Genomic DNA, 20,299 nt, shown 5'->3' on the forward strand with positions numbered 1-20,299 from the left:
GCGTCGAAGGACCAGGATGAGTTCGGACGCCCTCGGGGGGCGTGCCGAGATGCACCACCGGCACCGCGACGTCAACGGCGGCTGGCTGCGGCCGTCGGTGTTCGGCGCGATGGACGGCCTCGTCTCCAACTTCGCGCTGATCGCCGGTGTCGCCGGTGGCGCCGCGAGCACCAGGGTCGTCCTGCTCGCCGGCATCGCCGGGCTGGCCGCGGGCGCGTTCTCCATGGCCGGCGGCGAGTACGTCTCGGTGGCCAGCCAGCGGGAGCTCGCTCTCGCGGAGATCGACGTCGAGCGGCGCGAGCTCGAACGCCACCCCGAGGCCGAGCTGGAGGAGCTCGCCAAGCTCTACGAGGAGCGGGGCGTCGACCCCGCGGTGGCGGCCGAGGTGGCCAGGCAGATCTCGATGGACCCCGACAGGGCCCTGGAGGTGCACACCGAGGCCGAGCTCGGCGTCACCTTCCGTGACCTGCCCTCGCCCAGGACCGCCGCGATCTCCTCGTTCCTGGCGTTCGGCGTGGGCGCGCTCCTGCCCCTCCTGCCGTACCTGCTCGGTGTCACCAGCCTGGTGGCCTCGGCGGTGATCTCCTGTCTGGCGCTGTTCGGCGCGGGCGCGCTGGTCTCCCGGGTCACCGCGCGCAGCTGGTGGTACAGCGGGCTGCGCCAGCTCTTCGTCGGCGCGGTCGCCGCCGGCCTCACCTTCGCCCTGGGCACCTTCCTGGGAGGAACCGCACTGTGACCCCGCCACCCCCGGCCTCGACCCCGTCGCCGCCCTCGCCGGCTCCCGGGCGCAAGCGCCGCCGTACCTCCGGCAAGGCGCAGACCTGGAGCATCCCCCAGCTGGAGGAGTGGGGGCTGACCCGGACCCAGCAGCGGCTGGTGCTGGTGTTCGGCTCGCTGGCGGGCGTGCTGGTCGCCGCGCTCGCCCTCACCCTGGCGATCTCCGCGATCGGCAACGACTTCGTGCCCGAGCGGGCCACCGCCTCGGTCATCGGCACCGAACCCCGGCCGGACGTCTACCGGGGATGGCCCTCCTCCAAGGTGTTCGCGCCGATCGCGGAGAGCAGGGCCGACCCCAAGCCGCTGACGGTCAAGGACCTCTTCGCCAAGACCCTCAAGGAGGGCAGGGTCACTCTGAGGCTGGCGGGCACCCCCCGGCTGGAGACCGACTGCGTGGCGGCGATCTGGGGTCAGGGGCTCGCCGACCTGCTCACCCAGGGAGGGTGCACCCAGGTGGCCAGGGGCATGTACGTCAGCGCCGACGGCCGCTACGTCGCCCAGTACACCATGTTCAACCTCCGCGACACCGCCTCCGCCGACACGCTGGCCAACACGCTGACCACCCTGCACCGGGGCGGCTGGGTCCGGCCGCTGGAGACGCCCAGAGCGGCCTTCCCCTCCGGTGGCCACACCGAGGCCAGCGGTCACGCCATGGGGCACTACGCGGGCCTGGTCTGGATCGGCAGGGCCGACGGGGCGGAGCCGGGGCCGAGGGACGACTTCGTCTCGCTCTCCCTGACACTCCGCGCCACGGAAAAGGCGATCTTCCGCCGCATCGTCGCCGCCTCCCCGGCGCCCGCCCCGGCCCAGTAGCTCCTCCCGTACGCCGGGCCGTTCCCGGGCCGTGGGGCGGGACCACGAAACGTGAGCGTCTGACTTCTGTCAGGAATCGTGGTTCTTCGAGGAGCGGGTGGATGTCGAAGTAAGCTTTTTCGTCATGCGCAAGTGGATCATCATCGTCGTGCTGGCCGGGGTCGCCGGGCTGGGAGCCTTCCTGTGGCTGGGCGACACGCCCGCCCCGCGTGCCGCCGTCCTGCGCGCGGAGCCCGGTACGGCCCACTACGCGCCCATCGCGACCCGCGCGCTCGATCCCCAGCCGCTCACCGTCGCCGAGATGTTCCCCGGCCCCTCGGTGTCGGCGGGCACGACCAGGCTCGCGCTCAGGAACACCGAGGCCCTCGCCGACTGCGCCGAAGCGGCCTGGGGGAGCCCGGCGGACGCGCTCGGCGGGTGCACGCAGGTGCTGCGGGCCCGGTACGAGACCGAGGACGGGGCGGTCTCCGGCCAGTTCCTGATCTTCAACCTCGCCGACTCCGCCGCCGCCGACAGGCTCGTGGCGGCGCTCGGGAACGGCGGCTTCGTCCGGCCCGCCCCCGGCACGCCCGACGGCTTCGACGGCTCGCGCAGCTGGGCCCAGGTCCGCGGTCTCGGGCACTACGTCACGGTGAGCTGGGTCGGCCCCGTCGCACCGGGGAGCAAGGTGGATCTCACCTACCCGCAGGTCGCGGTGGACGGTCTCGGCCTGGTCATCCAGCGCCGGCTGGTGCGCTGAGGGAGCTCTCCACCGCGGCCCGCAGCTCCAGCAGCCGGTGGGCGGGCAGTTCGAGGACGGTGACGTCGCCCGCCCACGGGGCCACGGCGGCGACGACCGCCCTGGCCTGCTTCTTCGTCAGGTCGCCCCGCACCCTGATCAGGGCCTCGCGCCAGGTGTTGGCGAGCTTGCCGTGCGCGTTGTCCAGGACGCGGCGCAGGATCCTGGCCGCGTCGCCCGTCTCGCCGGTGGTCCCGGTGGTCCCGGCGCTTCCGGTGGTCCCGGTGGTCCCGGCCGGTGGCGGCACCCGTACGGCGCGCACGGAGGTGCCCTCGGCGGTGAGCGCGTAGACGGGGGCGAGCAGGTCGGCGGGGAGGTCCTTCGGGGCCGCGGCCAGCGTGACCCGGACCTCGGCGGCGCGGGTGGCGAGCAGCAGCCGGGGCAGCGCGGCCTCCAGCCCGGCGGGTACGGAGATCGCCACCCTGGCGGGGTCGCTGGCGTAGGGCTTGGCCAGCCAGGTCGCCAGGCGCGCCCTGGGGGCCTTGGGCAGCACGTCGCGGGGCCAGTCGCCCACCAGCACCTCCGGGACGAACCCGTCGCCCGGGTCCGCGGCCGGGGCGGCGGAGGAGGGCGCCGACTCCACGGACTGCGGGCCCTGCGTGTAGATGGCGGTTCCGGCCGCCTCGGCGCGGGCGGCCGCGGCGGGCCAGGTCTTCGTCGTGGGCCGCAGGACGTACAGGTCGGCGGCCGAGCCGATGGCCTCGGCGCCGAAGTAGCGGTTGAAGTCGGGGTAGATCGCCTCGTTGACGAGGTTGAGCTGCGAGAGGGCCTGCTGCACCTTGAGGGCGAGCGCGGGGGTGCGCTCGCTGGCCCCGTACGCCAGCATGATCCGGCCCTGCTCGCGGTCGCGCAGCCCCTCCGCGCAGCGGGCGACGAAAAGCCCGACGCCCTCGGGGGTGTAGGGAGGGTCGGTGATCGCCAGGTCGGCCCAGGACTGCGCGGAGGCGGGCAGCCCCAGGCGCAGATCGGCCCAGCGGGTCCGTACGGCCAGGCCGAGCCGGTCGGCCTGCCCGGCGATGTAGGCGAGGATGCGCTCGTCGACGTCGACGACGGTTACCTCGACGCCCGGGTGCAGCATCGCGGTGGCGAGCGAGGTCAGGTCGTGGTCGCCCACGCACAGCAGCCTGGCGCCGTCCAGCCAGAAGCGGGCGTCCAGCAGCAGCGCCCGCCTGACCACGGTCTCTCCGGTCGCGGCGACGTGGTCCAGCGTGTGGCGGCCCCGGGGCGCCTTGGCAATCAGCTCGTCCATGCGCGCGACCAGGTCCGCGTGACCGGGGAGCAGATGGGCCACGGGGTCGGCCGGGGCGAGAATCCTCGCCCCGGCGCGGGCCGGGGCGGGGCCGGTCGTTCCCGGGCCGGGCGTTTCTGGGGTGGCCGGTGTGGGGGCGTTCGCTCGCGGTCCGGCCGGTTTCGCGGCCTTCTCCGCTTGTCCGGCCGGATCCTGCCTGGCAGGATCCTGCCGGTCCGGGACCCGTTCGGCAGGGGCTTGACTGGCAGGATCCTGCCGGGCCGGCGCCAGCCAGGCGGGAGGGGCCGGGAGCCTGAACCGGTCGCCGGATCGCTCCAGATCCCCGTCCACCTCGCGCAGCAGCGCCTCGATGGTCCGCCGGGAGGTCGCGGTCTCCCTGACCAGGTCGGCGAGCGTCCACCAGCGGCCGCCACCCAGGATGACCAGCGCGTTCCGCAGCCGCCTGCCGTCGACGCCCGCCCGCGCGACGAGCGCCTCGGCCCCGGTCTCCCCGGAAGTCTCCGGCGCGCCAGGTCGCCCCGACACGCCCGAGATGCTCGGAGTGCTGGTATTTGTCAGACCGGTGGGGCCGTCCGGGCCGGTGGGATCGCTCGGTTCCATTGGGCCACCATAGGGCCCGGACCTGGAATGTTGTGTCACCGTTACGTGTTAAACGAACCGGGCGAACCGGCACTAATTCGGCGCGATCTCACCGGGTAGGTAGGTATCCGGCAGGGTACGGTAATCTCTACCCACCACGCAGCAGGGCCAACGTCGTCCCTTGCTTGTTCGAAAGAAGCAAGACGACGGGAGGGATTCAATGCCTGCTGCCCACCTCGGCTTTCCCGAGCCCCAGGGCCTGTACCACCCCTCACATGAGCACGACGCCTGCGGTGTCGCCATGGTCGCGGACGTCGCCGGGCGCCGTAGCCACGAGATCGTCGCGAAGGCATTGACCGCGCTGTGCAATCTCGACCACCGGGGAGCCCAGGGTAGCGAACCGGACACCGGAGACGGGGCCGGGATCCTGACGCAGGTCCCCGACACCTTCTTCCGCGTGGTGGCGGACTTCCCCCTGCCCGTGGCCGGTTCCTACGCCGCGGGCATGGCCTTCCTGCCCGCCGAGGCGCAGGCTCGCGAGGCCGCGGTGCGGCTGATCGAGGAGATCGCCGCGGAGGAGGGCCTCACGGTCCTCGGCTGGCGCGACGTACCGACCACCCCCGACCTTCCCGGGCCGAGCGCCCGCGCGGTGATGCCGTTCTTCGGCCAGCTGTTCGTGGCGTCCCCGGACGGCGAGAGCGGCCTGGAGCTGGACCGGATGGCCTTCTGCCTGCGCAAGCGGGCCGAGCACGAGGCGAACGTCTACTTCCCCTCGCTGAGCTCCCGGACCATCGTCTACAAGGGCATGCTCACCCCGCTGCAGGTCGAGCAGTTCTTCCCCGACCTGAGCGACGAGCGCTACGAGACCGCGATCTCGCTGGTCCACTCGCGTTTCTCCACCAACACCTTCCCCTCGTGGCCCCTGGCGCACCCGTACCGCTACGTCGCCCACAACGGTGAGATCAACACGGTCAAGGGCAACCGCAACTGGATGCGCGCCCGCGAGGCCATGCTGAAGACGGCGAACCTGCCGGGCGACCTGTCGCGGCTCTTCCCGATCTGCGACCCGGCCGGCTCCGACACCGCCTCCTTCGACGAGACGCTGGAGCTCATCCACCTCGCGGGGCGCAGCCTGCCGCACGCGGTGCTGATGATGATCCCCGAGGCGTGGGAGAGCCACACCGAGATGGACCCCGCGCGGCGGGCGTTCTACGAGTTCCACTCCACGATGATGGAGGCCTGGGACGGCCCGGCCTCGATCACCTTCTCCGACGGCACCCTCGTCGGCGCGGTGCTCGACCGCAACGGCCTGCGCCCCGGCCGGTTCTGGGTGACCGCGGACGGCCTGGTCGTGCTCGCCTCCGAGGCGGGCGTGCTGGACATCGCCCCCGAGGACGTGGTCCGCAAGGGCCGCCTGCAGCCCGGCAAGATGTTCCTGATCGACACCGAGCTCGGCAAGATCATCGAAGACGACGAGATCAAGGCCGAGCTGGCGGCCGAGCTGCCGTACGCGGACTGGCTGCACGCCGGGCTGGTCCGCTTCGAGGAGCTGCCCGCCCGCTCGCACGAGGTCCTCTCGCACGAGGCGCTGATCAAGCGGCAGCAGACCTTCGGCTACACCGAGGAGGAGCTGCGGATCATCCTGGCGCCGATGGCGAGGGCGGGCATCGAGCCGATCGGCTCGATGGGCACCGACACCCCGGTCGCGGTGCTCAGCGAGAAGCCCCGGCTGCTGTTCGACTACTTCAGCCAGCTGTTCGCGCAGGTCACCAACCCGCCACTGGACGCGATCCGCGAGGAGCTCGTCACCTCTCTGGCCAGCACCATCGGCCCCGAGGGCAACCTGCTCGACCCGGGCCCGGCCTCCTGCCGCCAGCTCGTGCTGCCCTACCCGGTGCTCGACAACGACGAGCTCGCGAAGATCATCCACATCAACGACGAGGGCGCGCTGCCGGGCTTCCACCCGCACGTGGTCTCCGGCCTGTACGAGGTCGCGGGCGGCGGCGAGGCGCTGCTGCGCCGCATCCAGGAGATCCGCGCCGAGGTCTCCTCGGTGATCGAGGGCGGGGCGCGGATCATCGTGCTGTCCGACCGCGGCTCCTCCGCGACCCTGGCGCCGATCCCCTCCCTGCTGCTCACCGGCGCCGTCCACCACCACCTGATCGCCGAGAAGACCCGTACCAAGATCGGTCTGGTCGTCGAGACCGGCGAGGCGCGCGAGGCGCACCACATGGCGCTCCTCGTCGGCTACGGGGCGGGCGCGGTCAACCCGTACCTCGCCATCGAGACCGTCGAGGACATGGTCGACTCCGGCGCCCTGAAGGTCGACCGGCACAAGGCCGTGCGCAACCTCATCAAGGCGTACGGCAAGGGCGTGCTGAAGGTCATGTCCAAGATGGGGGTGTCCACGGTCGCCTCCTACACCGGGGCGCAGATCTTCGAGGCGCTCGGCCTGAGCCAGGAGGTCGTGGACGCCTGCTTCACCGGGACCACGTCCCGCCTGGGCGGCGTCGGCTTCGACGTCCTGGCCGAGGAGGCGGCGCAGCGTCACCTGCGCGCGTACCCCCGGGCCGAGAACGCCCACCGCCGCCTGGAGGTCGGCGGCGAGTACCAGTGGCGGCGCGAGGGTGAGCCGCACCTGTTCAACCCCGAGACCGTCTTCAAGCTGCAGCACGCCACCCGCTCGCGCCGCTACGAGATCTTCAAGGAGTACACCGGCCTGGTGGACTCCCAGGCGGAGAAGCTGATGACGCTGCGCGGCATGTTCAAGCTGCGGGAGGGCGTCCGCGAGCCGGTGCCCATCGAAGAGGTCGAGCCGGTCAGCGAGATCGTCAAGCGCTTCTCCACCGGCGCGATGTCGTACGGCTCCATCTCGATGGAGGCGCACGAGACGCTCGCCATCGCGATGAACCAGCTGGGCGGCAAGTCCAACACCGGCGAGGGCGGCGAGGACCCCGAGCGGCTGCACGACCCGGCCCGCCGCTCGGCGATCAAGCAGGTCGCCTCCGGCCGGTTCGGCGTGACCTCGGAGTACCTGGTCAACGCCGACGACGTGCAGATCAAGATGGCCCAGGGCGCCAAGCCCGGCGAGGGCGGCCAGCTGCCCGGCCACAAGGTCTACCCGTGGATCGCGAAGACCCGGCACTCCACCCCGGGCGTCGGCCTCATCTCGCCGCCGCCGCACCACGACATCTACTCGATCGAGGACCTCGCCCAGCTCATCCACGACCTGAAGAACGCGAACCCGGCCGCCCGGGTGCACGTCAAGCTCGTGGCCGAGGTCGGGGTCGGCACGGTCGCCGCGGGCGTCTCCAAGGCCCACGCGGACGTCGTGCTCATCTCCGGCCACGACGGCGGCACCGGCGCGTCCCCGCTGACCTCGCTCAAGCACGCGGGCTCGCCCTGGGAGCTCGGCCTGGCCGAGACCCAGCAGACGCTGCTGCTCAACGGCCTGCGCGACCGGATCGTCGTGCAGGTGGACGGCCAGCTCAAGACCGGCCGCGACGTGGTCGTCGCCGCGCTGCTCGGCGCCGAGGAGTACGGCTTCGCCACGGCCCCGCTGGTCGTCTCCGGCTGCGTGATGATGCGCGTCTGCCACCTGGACACCTGCCCGGTCGGCGTCGCCACCCAGAACCCGGAGCTGCGCAAGCGGTTCACCGGCAAGCCCGAGTTCGTGGTCAACTTCTTCGAGTTCGTCGCCGAGGAGATCCGCGAGTATCTCGCCGCGCTGGGCTTCCGCAGCATCGACGAGGCCGTCGGCCACGCCGAGCTGCTGGACACCACCCCGGCCGAGGACCACTGGAAGGCCTCGGGCCTGGACCTGGCGCCGATCCTGCACCAGCCCGAGCTGCCCGCGGGCGCCTCGCTCCGCCGTACGGTGGAGCAGGACCACGGGCTGTCCAAGGCGCTGGACAACACGCTGATCCAGCTCGCCGAGGGCGCCCTCAAGGGCGGTTCCCGGGTCACGCTCGACCTGCCCATCCGCAACGTCAACCGCACGGTCGGCACCATGCTCGGCCACGAGGTGACCAAGCGGTACGGCGGCGCCGGGCTGCCCGACAACACCATCGACGTGCGCTTCACCGGCTCGGCGGGCAACTCCTTCGGGGCCTTCCTGCCCAGGGGGATCACCCTGCGGCTCACCGGCGACGCCAACGACTACGTGGGCAAGGGCCTGTCCGGCGGCCGGATCTCGGTCCAGCCGCACGACGCGGCCCCGCTCGACGGGCACATCATCGCCGGCAACGTCGGCCTGTACGGCGCGACCTCCGGCGAGGCCTTCATCCGCGGCGTCGTGGGGGAGCGGTTCTGCGTCCGCAACTCCGGGGCCACCGCGGTGGTCGAGGGCGTCGGCGACCACGGCTGCGAGTACATGACCGGCGGCAAGGTGGTCGTCCTCGGCCCGACCGGCCGCAACTTCGCGGCGGGCATGTCGGGCGGCGTCGCCTACCTGCTCGACCTCGACGCCGAGCGGGTCAACCGCGAGATGGTCGACATCGAGGAGCTGGACGAGGCCGAGTCCGAGGCGCTGCGCGAGCTCGTCGAGGCCCACCTGACCGAGACCGGCTCCACGGTCGCCAAGGCGGTCCTCGCCGACTGGGACCCGTCCCGGTTCGGCAAGATCATGCCGACGGACTACAAGCGGGTCCTGCGGGCCGCCGAGTCCGCCCGGCTGGAGGGCCGCGACATCGACGAGGCCGTCATGACCGCCGCGGTCCAGGGGTGAGGCCGATGTCCTTCTCCACGCCGAAGACCGTTCATGTCGCCCATGTTTCCCGGTTTCTTCCGGGTCTCCGGGCTTGCCAGGCTTTTCACGGATTTCACGGATTTCACGGATTTCACGGATAAGGGAGGTACGACCGATGGCTGACCCCAAGGGTTTCCTCGCTCACGGACGCGAGCTGCCGGCGCGCCGCCCGGTGGACGTGCGCATCCGCGACTGGCGGGAGGTCTACGAGGACTTCCCCAAGCCCGCGCTGACCAAGCAGGCCGCGCGGTGCATGGACTGCGGCATCCCGTTCTGCCACAACGGCTGCCCGCTGGGCAACCTGATCCCCGAGTGGAACGACCTGGTCTACCGGGACGACTGGCAGGAGGCGATCGAGCGCCTGCACGCCACCAACAACTTCCCGGAGTTCACCGGCCGCCTGTGCCCGGCTCCGTGCGAGGCGGCGTGCGTGCTCGGCATCAACTCCGACCCGGTCGCGATCAAGCGGGTCGAGGTCGAGATCATCGACCGCGCCTTCGACGAGGGCTGGGTCACCCCCCAGATCCCCGCCTCGAAGACCGGTAAGAGGGTCGCGGTGGTCGGCTCGGGGCCCGCGGGCCTCGCCGCCGCGCAGCAGCTCACCAGGGCCGGGCACGACGTGGTCGTGTTCGAGCGGGCCGACCGGATCGGCGGCCTGCTCCGCTACGGCATCCCCGAGTTCAAGATGGAGAAGCGGCACATCGACCGCCGTCTCGACCAGATGCGGGCCGAGGGCACCGAGTTCCGTACCGGCGTCAACGTCGGCGTGGACATCACGGCGGCGCGGCTGCGCGAGGAGTTCGACGCGATCGTCCTGGCCGGTGGCGCGACCCAGTGGCGGGACCTGCCCGTCGCCGGGCGCGACCTCAAGGGCATCTACCAGGCGATGGAGTTCCTGCCGCCCTCCAACAAGGTCCAGGAGGGCGACTTCCCGGTCTCGCCGATCAGCGCCGAGGGCAAGCACGTCGTCGTGATCGGCGGCGGCGACACCGGCGCCGACTGCATCGGCACCGCGATCCGGCAGGGGGCCGCCTCGGTCACCCAGCTGGAGATCATGCCCCAGCCCCCGGCGGCCCGTCCCGGCAGCCAGCCGTGGCCCACGTTCCCCATCCTGTTCAAGATGGAGAGCGCCCACGAGGAGCTGGCCGACGGCGGCGGCGACCGGGTCTACGCGGTCTCCACCACCGAGTTCGCCGGCGACGCCGACGGCAACGTCCGGGCGCTGCGCCTGGTCGAGGTGGAGGGTCCCGGGGCCGGGTTCAAGCCGGTGCCCGGCTCCGAGCGGGAGATCCCGGCCGAGCTGGTCACGCTGTCGATGGGCTTCGTGGGCCCGGAGAAGAAGGGCCTGCTGGAGGAGCTCGCCGAGGCCGCCGGAGGCGAGTTCTTCGACGCCAGGGGCAACGTCGCCAGGGACAGGGGCTACATGTCCTCGGTCGACGGCGTCTTCGTCGCCGGGGACATCGGTCGCGGCCAGTCGCTGATCGTGTGGGCGATCGCCGAGGGCCGCTCGGCCGCCTCGGCCGCCGACCGCTACCTCACGGGCCAGACGGCCCTGCCGGTGGCGATCCCGCCGACGGCGCGGCCCCTGGTCTGAACGGCTTCCCGCCCTGAGCGGCGTTCTGGCCCGAACGGCTTCTCGGTCCGCTTCCCGGTCTGCGCGGCTCCCCGGTCTGCTTCCCGGTCTGCGCGGTTCCCCGGTCTGAGCGGTCGCCTGGTCTGAGCGGTCGCCGGGCCGGGTGGCCGCCCGGCCCCGGGTGGTCGCCGTCCTCGGGCGGGCGCTGGCCTCGGGTGGTCGCTGGCCTCAGGTGGTCGTCGGCTGATATGTCATGGCCGGTCCGGGTGTGTCATGGTTGATTCGTGCACACCCGGACCGGTTCCTGCATGTCAGGGCCGGTTCGCGGGTGTCATGGCCGCCCCGGTCAGGCCGGGGACGGTCCGGCGGGAACGCGGCGGGTCCGGCACGTCACGGCCTTCCGGGTGCGGTGTCGCCCATCACGCCCGGAAATCGTGCGGCGTGCCGGGTGTCTTACCGGCTGCTTCAGGTAAAAATGCGCAGAGCAGGTGTTCAGATTGCTTTGTCGTACATATGCCTGAAAGATAATTCTTTCTTGGTCAGGCCAGGTGCGGAGGATCGATGAATCGCGGGATCAGAAGCCTGACGGGCGCGGCGACGGTGCTCGCCCTGGCGGCGACCCTCACGGCGGGAGCCCTGGGCGGCGGGGCCACGACAGGCGCGGGCCAGACCCGCGAGTACCTGGTCTTCTACGCGGACGGGGCCCGCGACCGGGCGGTCGACGCGATCGCCGCGAGCGGCGGCACCGCCCTGTCGACCGACACCAGGATCGGCTACGTCCTCGCCGAGGGGCCCGGCACCCGTTTCGTGGAGAGCCTGGCCGGCAGTGACGCCGTCGAGGGAGTCTCCTCCGACCGCAGGATCGGCTCCGCCACCGCGCTCACCCCCGCGACCGTGGCCGGGACCGCCGCCTCCGCGGTCAGGACGCCCACCGGGGCCGTCTCCGCGACCGGGACGGCCGCCGCCTCTGCGGCCAGGACGCCCGGCGCCGAGAACGTTTCCGGGGCCGCCTCCCAGGCCAGGACCCCGCTCGTCTTCCCCTCCGCCGACGCCCTCGGGCGGGCGGGCACCCCCAGCGCCCCCGCCGTCTCCACCGGCGCGCCCGAGCCGCTGGCCGGACGGCAGTGGGACATGAAGATGATCGGTGCCACCGCGGACGGCTCCTACGCCGCCGAGCCCGGTGACAAGCGGGTGCTGGTCGGGGTGATCGACACCGGTGTCGACGGCAGGCACCCCGACATCGCCCCCAACTTCAACCGCGCCCTGAGCCGCAACTTCGTGATCGACCGGCCCAAGGACCCCAACGGCAAGACCCTCGACGGGCCCTGCGAGTTCAAGAGCTGCAAGGACCCGGTCGACTGGGACGACGACGGCCACGGCACCCACGTGGCCAGCACCATCGCCTCACCGATCAACGGCGTGGGCATCGCCGGGGTCGCCCCCCAGGTGTCCCTGGTGAACCTGCGCGCGGGCCAGGACTCCGGCCTGTTCTTCCTCAAGCCCAGCATCGAGGCGCTCACCTACGCCGCCGACGCCGGGATCGACGTGGTCAACATGAGCTTCTACGTCGACCCCTGGCTGTTCAACTGCAAGGCCAACCCCGCGGACTCCAAGGCCGAGCAGCTGGAGCAGCGCGGCATCATCACCGGCATGCAGCGCGCCCTCGACTACGCCCGCAAGCGCGGCGTCACCCTCGTCAGCGCCATCGGCAACGGGGCCACCGACCTCGGCAGGCCCACCAAGGACGCGACCAGCCCCGACTACCCCAAGGACGCCGAGCGCACCCGCAAGGTCGACAACTCCTGCCTCAACGTCCCGGCCGAGTCCAAGGGCGTCATCTCGGTCACCTCGGTGGGCGAGAGCGGGCGCAAGGCCTACTACTCCGACTACGGCGTCGAGCAGGCCGATCTGGCGGCCCCCGGCGGGGACGAGTTCGACGGCGGCGGCACGTACGACACCACCCGGGGCATCCTCGCCGCCGCGCCGGAGAACGCGCTCAAGGCCAAGGGACAGATCTCCGCCGACGGCACGCCGAAGTCCGACTCGATCATCCGGGACTGCGAGGGCGGCACCTGCGCCTACTACCAGTACCTCGTCGGCACCTCGATGGCCGCCCCGCACGCCACCGGCGTCGCCGCCATCCTGGTCAGCCGCTTCGGCAAGCCGGGCAAGGGCGGTCTCGCGCTGCCCCCCGCGGACGTCCAGCGCCTGCTGTACTCCACCGCCACCGAGAAGGCCTGCCCCTCGCCGCGCGAGTACGCGTACAAGATCGACCTCGTGGTGGACGAGGTCCACAAGTGCGAGGGTCCCAAGACGCGCAACGGCTTCTACGGCCGCGGTGTCGTCAGTGCCGCCAACGCCGCCAAGGCCCCGGTCTCCACTCCCTGATCCCGCCTTCGGGGACACGGGCTTCGCGGGTCTTCGAGGACGCGGGCCTCGCGAGGTTCGCGAGCGCGGGTGTCGTGTCGTTTTACGACATGTGGTCTCAAAGCCTGAGATAAAGGGCGATTCGCAACCTCACGTTCATCCAAGGTAGCTTTGTGTCACCGATTTTTTCATCGGCGCTCTGACCAACGTCACGACCAAGTGGTCTGTACCAATTAGGGTGGGATCCGTGACTCGTCGCGCGAAAATCGTCTGCACTCTCGGCCCTGCCACCTCCTCTCCCGAACGCCTCCGCGAGCTGATCGCGGCCGGGATGGACGTGGCCCGTTTCAACCTCAGCCACGGCAGCCACGAGCTGCACAAGGAGGTTTACGACAGGGTGAGGGAGGCCGCCGCCGAGCTCGGGCGTGGCGTGGGTCTGCTGGCCGACCTCCAGGGTCCCAAGATCCGGGTCGGCAAGTTCGGTGAGGGCCCCGTCCGCCTCGGCTTCGGTGATGTCTTCACGATCACCACTGAGGAGGTCCCCGGCGACCGTGACCAGGTCTCCACGTCCTACCAGGGGCTTCCCAAGGACGTCAGCCCCGGTGACAGCATCCTGGTCGACGACGGTCGCGTCCGGCTGGAGGTGACCCGGGTCGACGGCCAGCGCGTCACCACCCGCGTGATCATCGGCGGCATGATCTCCGACAACAAGGGCCTCAACCTGCCCGGCGTCAACGTCAGCGCCCCCGTCCTGACCGACAAGGACGAGACGGACCTGCGCTGGGCCCTGCGCACCGGCTTCGACCTGGTCGCCCTCTCCTTCGTCAGGCGCCCCTCCGACGCCGACGTGGTGCGCAACATCATGGAGCAGGAGGGCATCCGCCTCCCGCTGCTCGCCAAGATCGAGAAGCCGCAGGCCGTGGAGCGGCTCCCGGAGATCATCGAGGCCTTCGACGGCATCATGGTCGCCCGCGGCGACCTCGGGGTCGAGCTGCCGCTGGAGGAGGTGCCCATCGTGCAGAAGCGCGCCATCGAGCTCTGCCGCGAGAAGGCCCGCCCGGTCATCGTCGCCACCCAGATGCTGGAGTCGATGATCACCTCTCCGCGTCCCACCCGCGCCGAGGCCTCCGACGTCGCCTACGCCGTCATGGACGGCGCCGACGCGGTGATGCTCTCCGGCGAGACCTCGGTCGGCAACTATCCCATCGAGGTCGTCGAGACGATGAGCCGCATCGCCACGACCGCGGAGAAGAGCTCCCTGCAGGCCACGCACAGCCTCGACCGGCTGCCGGAGACCACCGGCGGCGCCATCGCCCGCGCCGCGGCCGAGGTGGGCGCCATCGTCGGCGCCAAGGCGCTGGTGGCGTTCACCATGTCCGGTGAGACGGCCCGCCGCCTGGCCCGCTACCGCTCGCCGATCCCGCTGCTGGCGTTCACCTCCGCGAGCCACGTCCGCAACCAGCTCGCGCTGACGTGGGGCGTGGAGACCTTCGAGGTGCCGTTCGTCCACCACACCGACGACATGGTCCGTCAGGTGGAGGCCTCGCTGCTCGCCAACTCCCGCCTGGAGAAGGGCGACAAGGTCGTCATCGTCGCCGGTTCGCCTCCCGGCACCGCGGGTTCCACCAACGCCCTGCGCGTGCACACCATCGGCGCGGCGGTCTCCAACCCCGGCTGATCTGCGTGATCGCGTACGGCCACCGCTTCGGCGGTGGCCGTTCGCGTTTCCGGGGCCTTCCGCCCGGCCGCGCATTCAAAAAGCCGAAAAATACGCTCTTGTCGTGTCCGAATAGGTGTCAGAGGATCGGTACATGGCATGCCCGAACGGGGCCTGCCTGGTAAACCGGACAAACTCAATGAAAGGCGCCGGATGATACAGAGCAGTCGGCCGGTGGGAGCGGAACGGCAACGCGAGGAGGCCGAGGGGCGGCCTCCGGGCCCGCCGGGGCAGCGCGTGTCGGCCGCCGACACGGTCGCGGAGATGATCGAGGCCCGACTGGGCCGGGCGGTCGATCCCGACGAGAACTTCTTCGAGGCCGGGCTCAACTCGATGGCACTGGTCGAGCTGCACGCGGACATCACGGGGGTGCTCGGCATCGACATCCCGGTCACCTCGATGTTCACCCGGCCGAACGTGCGGGCGCTCAGCCGCCTCGTCGAGGGCGCGCGGGAACCCGTCAGGACCGAACCCGCGCGCCTGCGCCCCGTCGGGGGCAGCCGCAGGGACGTGCGCGCCCGCATCCGCCGGGACGGCGGGGCGCCTCGGTGACGAATACCGCGTCGATCGCCGTGATCGGCATGGCCCCGCGTGCTCCGCTCCCTCCTCCCGGTGTCGTCCTGATGGAGAGCGGGGAGGGCGCGCTGGAGAACGCCGGATACGACCCCGTGCGCCCCCTGGGGATGTCCGCTCACTACGAACCGGCCGAGGAGGCCTGCCTGGCCCTCGCGGTCGGTGACCACGACCTCGTGGTCACGGTGTCGGGAGCGAGCCTCGAAGCTCTCACGGAACCGGGCACCACGATCGTGCTCAAACGCCTGGACGACGCCCTCCTCGACGGCGACCTCGTGAGCGCCGTGATCGAGCTGGTGATCGAATCCCCGCCCGGCACCCCTCCCGCCCGCATCGTCTCCACCAGGACGGTTCCCGCCCGCACCGTGCCCGCCCGCAGCGGGCGCGGTGGTGGTCCGCTCGGAAGCGGCTCGGCCGCGCGCCTGCGGGAACCGCTGAGGGTGAAGGAGGGTTTCCCGCCGGTCCACCTCCCGGCGGACTCCCGGCCCCGCGTCGTCGTCTGGTCGGGACGTACGGAGGAGGAGGCCGACGCCGTACGGAGAAGCCTGGCGGGGTTCTTCGCCACCCTCGGCGCCGACCGGTTCGCCGACGCCGTGGCCGTCCTCCAGCTGGGCCGCACCCAGCGTCCCGTGCGGGGCGCGGTCGTGGCCGCCACCCCCGCCGAGGCGTCCGCCGCCCTCGCCACGGCCGTCGCCGTGACGCCCCCGGCCTCGCCGACGGCTCCGTCCGGCGAACCGGCGTCCGGGTACGAGCCGCTTTTCGGCGACGTGGCCGGGACGGGCGTGCGGTTCGTCTTCCCCGCCGGTGGCGCCGGACGGCTGGGAGCCTCGCTGTACGGGACCGAGCGGCTGTTCAGCGAGGCGATGGACGTCTGCCTGGAAGGTTTCGAGCGGCACGGCGTCGACCTCTACGACGCCTGGCTCGCCGGGGAACGTGACGACGACCCGGTGACGTTCGCGGTGACCTACTCCCTGGCGGCGACCCTGACCGGCTGGGGCGTCACCCCGCTGGACTGCACGGGAGACGGGGTCGGCGAGCTCACCGCCGCCGTCTTCTCGGGAACGCTGGAGCTGGACGAGGCGATCGCCCGCGTGGCCGCCTCCGTCGCGGCGCCCGAGCAGGTGCCCGAGCAGGTGCCCGAGCAGACACCCGAGCGGATGGCCGGGCAGGCGTCCGGACAACCGGCGGGGCGGGTGCCCGAGCCGGTGGCGGACGACGCGATGGCGGTGTCCGAGCCGGTGCCGGACGACCTGACGGTGCCCGAATCGGTGCCGGGCGATCTGGCGGTGTCCGAGCCGGTGCCGGGTGATCTTGCAGTGCCCGAGCCGTTGCCGGGACATGAAACGTTCCACGAACCGGAGACCCCGCGCGAGGCGGTCCCGGGACAGGAGGCCTCGCCCCGGGCGGGAACCGGGCCGGGGAGCACCGGCCCGGGAGACACGCTGTCCCTCCTGATCGGGACGGCGGGAGCGTCGGCGGACGAGGGGACGATCGCCTGCGGGGACGACCGCCGGGGCCTGCTCGCGGCGTTCGCCCGGCTGTGGACGCTCGGCTGCCCGGTGGACTGGGCCGCCCTCGACCCCGACCACCCCCTGCAGCGCCTCCCCGTCCCGGGAGGACACCGCTACACCCCGGCGTCGATCGTCCCCGTCCTCGAATTCTCCCGTTCCACCTCCCGGTCGTCTCCCGCGTCGCGGGAGGTGGGACGGGAGGGCAATCCGGCGGTCCCGGAGGGCCTTCCGGAGCCCGCCGAGCCGCTTCGCAGGCCCGGGGCGGTCCCGTACTCCTTCTGGGTGCTGGAGCAGCTCGCCGGGTCGAGCGGGGTGTCCAACCTGGCGGTGGCGTTCAGGACCCGCGAGCCGCTGCGCAGGCTCCCGCTGCAGATCGCGGTGAACCGCCTGCTCAAGCGGCACCCGGCGCTGCGCCTGCGGTTCCCCGTGGTGGACGGCGCGCCCGTGCGGCACCTCACCGCCGCGCAGGACGCGCAGATCAAGCTGACGAACGGGGAGACCACCGAGGAGACGCTCGTCGCCGACCTGCAGGGGTTCCTGGACGAGCCCTTCGACCTGGGCCGCGACCTGCTGTTCCGGGCCGGGCACTTCGCGCTGCCCGACGGCGGCGGGAGCGTGGTCTGCCTGGTGGCCCACCACATCGTCATCGACGCCACCTCGATGCAGTTCCTCGTCGAGGAGCTGGGCGGCTTCTACGACGCGCAGACGAGCCGGGAGCCGCTCCCCGTCGCCCTCTCCGGCGTCGCGCCCATGCTGGAGCCTGGGGAGGCATCGCGGGGGTCGCTGGACTACTGGCTCGAACGGCTCGCGGACGTCGACCCGGCCGCGATGGTGCTCCCCGGCAGCAGGCCGTCGCCCGCCCGGCCCACCTTCGCCGGGCACACCTGCTCCTGGGAGGTGGACGCGGACACGCGGCGGGCGCTCGGCACGCTGCGGACCGGCCTGCGCACCACCGACAACATCGTGCTGGCCGCCGCGTTCATGCTCACCTTGCGCGCCCACGGCGCCGGTCCCGAGCTGGTGGCCGCGATGCCGGTCACCACCAGGACGGCCGCGATGCGCGGACACGTCGGGTACGGCGTCAGCACCCTGCCGATGCGGGTGCGCGCCGACCCGGACGAGGGGTTCGCCGCCCTGGTCAGGCGGGTCGAGGACGTCTTCTTCGAGGGGGTCGAGCACGCGGACGCCTCGGTGGAGGCGGTGCTGGTCGAACGCGGGCACGGCACCGGCGACTGGAGGGTGCCGCTGTTCCGGCACATGTTCAACTACCGGCCGTGGACCGACGACCAGGTCAGCATCCTGGGCTCCGTACCCGAGTACGTCGAGGACCTGTTCGACCGCAGCCGCCTGGACCTGCAGTGCATCGCGGTGCAGGAGCCCGGCAGGCTCACGCTCAGGGTCTGGCACAGCACGGAGGTCCACGACGAGGCCGAGATCGCCGCGTTCGTCGCGCGGATGACCGCGCTGCTGCGGCGGGCCGCCGAGGACGCGCGGCGCCCGCAGCGGGAGCTGGACTCCCTCTCCACGGCCGACCGGCAGCTGCTCGACCGGCTCAACGACACCGCGCGCACCTGGGAGGGCCCGGCCACGCTGCTGGAGCGGATCGCGGCCCACACCGTGACGGGAAACCGCGCCGGTGGCCCGGAGGCCCCCGGCGAGGTCCGTGACGGCGGTCCGGAGGTCACCGGGGAGGACCGCGGCGGTCGCTCGGAAGCCGTCGGCCACGCTCGCGACGGCGGTCCGGAGGCCACCGGGGTGGCTCGCGACGGCGGCCCGGAAGTCGCCCGCGAGGCCGTCGACAGGACGGCGGTCCGGGACGGCGACCGGGAGGTCACCTACGGCGAGCTGCTCACCTGGGCGGCCGTCGTCAGGGACACCCTCGTCGCGCGCGGCGCGGGGCCCGGTGACATCGTGGCGCTCGGGCTGAGCCGTTCGGCGGAGATGGTCGCCGCCGTGCTCGGCGTCTGGGCGGCGGGGGCCGCCTACCTGCCGCTGGACCCGCGCCAGCCCGAGCTGCGCCTGTCCTACCAGGTGGAGGACTGCGGGGCCCGCCTGGTCGTCGCCGAGTCCGAGGCTCCGTGGGCGGGGGAGATCCCCGTACTCCCCATGCCACCGGCTCCCGGAGCCGGTGGCGCGGACGGTGACGGCGCGCCCGCGCGCCCGCTGGATCCGGCCGGGATCGCCGCGACGGTCACCGGGGAGTCGATCGCCTACGTGATCTACACCTCGGGGTCCACCGGGAGGCCCAAGGGGGTGGCCGTCACCCACGGCAACCTGGCCAACCTCGTCCTCGACTTCGCCGACCGGCTCGGCGCGGGCGCGGGCGACGCGGTGCTGTGGTCCACCACGACCTCCTTCGACATCTCGGCCCTGGAGCTGATGCTCCCGCTCACCGTCGGCGGCACCCTGGTCGTCGCCTCCGACGACGACCAGCTCCAGCCGCGCAGGTTCCTGGAACTCATCGCGGCGCGGGACGTACGCGTCGTGCAGGCCACCCCGACGGCCTGGCGGCTCATCGCCCCCGAGGCGCGCGACGAGCTGGCCGGGCGCATCGTGCTCTGCGGCGGGGAGCCCATGCCGGCCGCGCTCGCCACGGACCTGCTGGGCCTGGGCTGCCGGTTGTTCAACGTCTACGGGCCGACCGAGACGACCATCTGGTCCACCGCCGCCGAGATCCTCGGCCCTCCGTCCGACCCGGTGCCGATCGGGGTGCCGCTCGCCAACACCCGGATCTTCGTCAGGGACGCCGACGGGCGCGAGGCCCCGCCGGGCGTACCGGGCGAGCTGTGCGTAGCGGGCGACGGGGTGAGCGCCGGGTATGTCAACCGGCCGGAGCTGACCGCCGAGCGGTTCGGCGAGCACCCCCGCCACGGGCGCTTCTACCGGACCGGCGACATGGCCAGGCTCAGGCACGACGCGACCCTGGAGCTGCTGGGCCGCGACGACCGCCAGATCAAGCTGCGCGGGCACCGCATCGAGCTGGGCGAGATCGAGGCGGTGCTGCACCACCACGACGCCGTCAAGGTCGCGGCCGTCATCGTCCACGACGACAGGCTGGTGGCGTTCGTACAGCCCACGGACCTGCCCGACGGGGAGACGGGGGCCGCACTGCGCGAGGAGCTGTGGCGGTATGCGGGGACGCGGCTGCCGGACTACGCGGTCCCGTCGGGGATCGTGCTGGCCGAGGAGTTCCCGACGACCGCCAACGGCAAGATCGACTATCGGGGGCTGACCGTCCCCGAGGACGACTCCTCGCCCGCCTCCCGCGCCCCGGCGAGCTCGGAACTCGCCGAGGGGGTGCTGCGGCTCTGGCGGGAGGCGCTGCGCCGCCCGGGGCTCGGCGAGCACGACAACTTCTTCCTCAACGGGGGACACTCGGTGCTCGCCGTACGGCTGATCGCCCCGTTGGAGGAGCTCGCGGGCCGGGCGATCAACGTCCGCGCGGTCTTCGACCACCCCACCCCGGCCGAACTGGCCGCGTTCATCCAGGAAGGGGCCGGCTCTTGACCCCCTCCCCGAGGCCGAAGCCGAAGCCGAAGCTGGGGCCGGGGCCGGGGCCCGCCGGACGGCTCCCGGTCTCCTCCCCGAGGCCGAGCCCAGGGCCGGGTCCGGGGC

The 20,299-nt window shown here is 72.3% G+C and carries 10 protein-coding genes; 9 read left to right on the forward strand and 1 reads right to left on the reverse strand.

The annotated features are described in order from the left end of the window. The first annotated feature begins 16 nt into the window (after window positions 1-16). From ABT053_RS03215 to ABT053_RS03225, 3 genes are all read left to right on the forward strand, one after another. Window positions 17-736: a VIT1/CCC1 transporter family protein gene (locus tag ABT053_RS03215; protein ID WP_350967187.1), complete on the forward strand. Its 720-nt coding sequence runs from the start codon at window positions 17-19 to the stop codon at window positions 734-736. Then, a complete protein-coding gene (locus ABT053_RS03220; RefSeq protein ID WP_350967188.1) occupies window positions 733-1,590 on the forward strand; it encodes a hypothetical protein in 858 nt (285 codons plus the stop codon). The genes ABT053_RS03215 and ABT053_RS03220 overlap by 4 nt, the downstream gene beginning before the upstream one ends. A gap of 124 nt (window positions 1,591-1,714) precedes the next feature. Continuing rightward, window positions 1,715-2,329, forward strand: a complete 615-nt coding sequence (locus ABT053_RS03225) for a hypothetical protein (protein ID WP_350967189.1) — start codon at window positions 1,715-1,717, stop codon at window positions 2,327-2,329. Here the strand turns inward: ABT053_RS03225 and ABT053_RS03230 are convergent. Next, complete coding sequence (locus ABT053_RS03230; protein ID WP_350967190.1) at window positions 2,304-4,142, reverse strand: bis-aminopropyl spermidine synthase family protein; 1,839 nt, start codon at window positions 4,140-4,142, stop codon at window positions 2,304-2,306. The two genes, ABT053_RS03225 and ABT053_RS03230, sit on opposite strands and share 26 nt — an antisense overlap. A gap of 274 nt (window positions 4,143-4,416) precedes the next feature. On the opposite strand from ABT053_RS03230, the gene gltB reads away from it, so the two are divergent. The 6 genes from gltB to ABT053_RS03260 all read left to right on the forward strand — a co-directional run bounded on the left by gltB (window position 4,417) and on the right by ABT053_RS03260 (window position 20,191). Next, window positions 4,417-8,922, forward strand: coding sequence for a glutamate synthase large subunit (gene gltB, locus ABT053_RS03235; RefSeq protein ID WP_350967191.1), 4,506 nt, complete (start codon window positions 4,417-4,419; stop codon window positions 8,920-8,922). A gap of 136 nt (window positions 8,923-9,058) precedes the next feature. Then, window positions 9,059-10,537, forward strand: a complete 1,479-nt coding sequence (locus ABT053_RS03240) for a glutamate synthase subunit beta (RefSeq protein WP_350967192.1) — start codon at window positions 9,059-9,061, stop codon at window positions 10,535-10,537. Between the two features lie 540 nt (window positions 10,538-11,077). Continuing rightward, window positions 11,078-12,904 (forward strand): S8 family peptidase, encoded by a 1,827-nt coding sequence (locus ABT053_RS03245; RefSeq protein ID WP_350967193.1) that lies wholly within the window; start codon window positions 11,078-11,080, stop codon window positions 12,902-12,904. A gap of 226 nt (window positions 12,905-13,130) precedes the next feature. Beyond that, the gene (pyk, locus tag ABT053_RS03250) at window positions 13,131-14,561 is read left to right on the forward strand and encodes a pyruvate kinase (protein WP_350967194.1); all 1,431 of its coding nucleotides are present in this window, start codon (window positions 13,131-13,133) and stop codon (window positions 14,559-14,561) included. 192 nt (window positions 14,562-14,753) lie between these two features. Continuing rightward, on the forward strand, window positions 14,754-15,152 hold the full coding sequence (locus ABT053_RS03255; RefSeq protein WP_350967195.1) for an acyl carrier protein: 399 nt from the start codon (window positions 14,754-14,756) through the stop codon (window positions 15,150-15,152). Further along, window positions 15,149-20,191 carry a non-ribosomal peptide synthetase gene (locus tag ABT053_RS03260; RefSeq protein ID WP_350967196.1) on the forward strand — a complete coding sequence of 1,681 codons (5,043 nt, stop codon included), beginning with the start codon at window positions 15,149-15,151 and terminating at the stop codon, window positions 20,189-20,191. Before ABT053_RS03255 ends, ABT053_RS03260 begins: the two co-directional genes overlap by 4 nt. Window positions 20,192-20,299 lie beyond the last annotated feature (108 nt).

Source organism: Streptosporangium sp. NPDC002524 (assembly GCF_040295985.1).
Lineage (GTDB): Bacteria > Actinomycetota > Actinomycetes > Streptosporangiales > Streptosporangiaceae > Streptosporangium.

Bases quoted from the DNA above. Each gene is read 5' to 3' on its own strand.
- ABT053_RS03215 (WP_350967187.1), top strand. From the start codon at position 17: ATGAGTTCGGACGCCCTCGGGGGGCGTGCCGAGATGCACCACCGGCAC.
- ABT053_RS03225 (WP_350967189.1), top strand. From the start codon at position 1,715: ATGCGCAAGTGGATCATCATCGTCGTGCTGGCCGGGGTCGCCGGGCTG.
- gltB (WP_350967191.1), top strand. From the start codon at position 4,417: ATGCCTGCTGCCCACCTCGGCTTTCCCGAGCCCCAGGGCCTGTACCAC.
- ABT053_RS03240 (WP_350967192.1), top strand. From the start codon at position 9,059: ATGGCTGACCCCAAGGGTTTCCTCGCTCACGGACGCGAGCTGCCGGCG.
- ABT053_RS03245 (WP_350967193.1), top strand. From the start codon at position 11,078: ATGAATCGCGGGATCAGAAGCCTGACGGGCGCGGCGACGGTGCTCGCC.
- ABT053_RS03255 (WP_350967195.1), top strand. From the start codon at position 14,754: ATGATACAGAGCAGTCGGCCGGTGGGAGCGGAACGGCAACGCGAGGAG.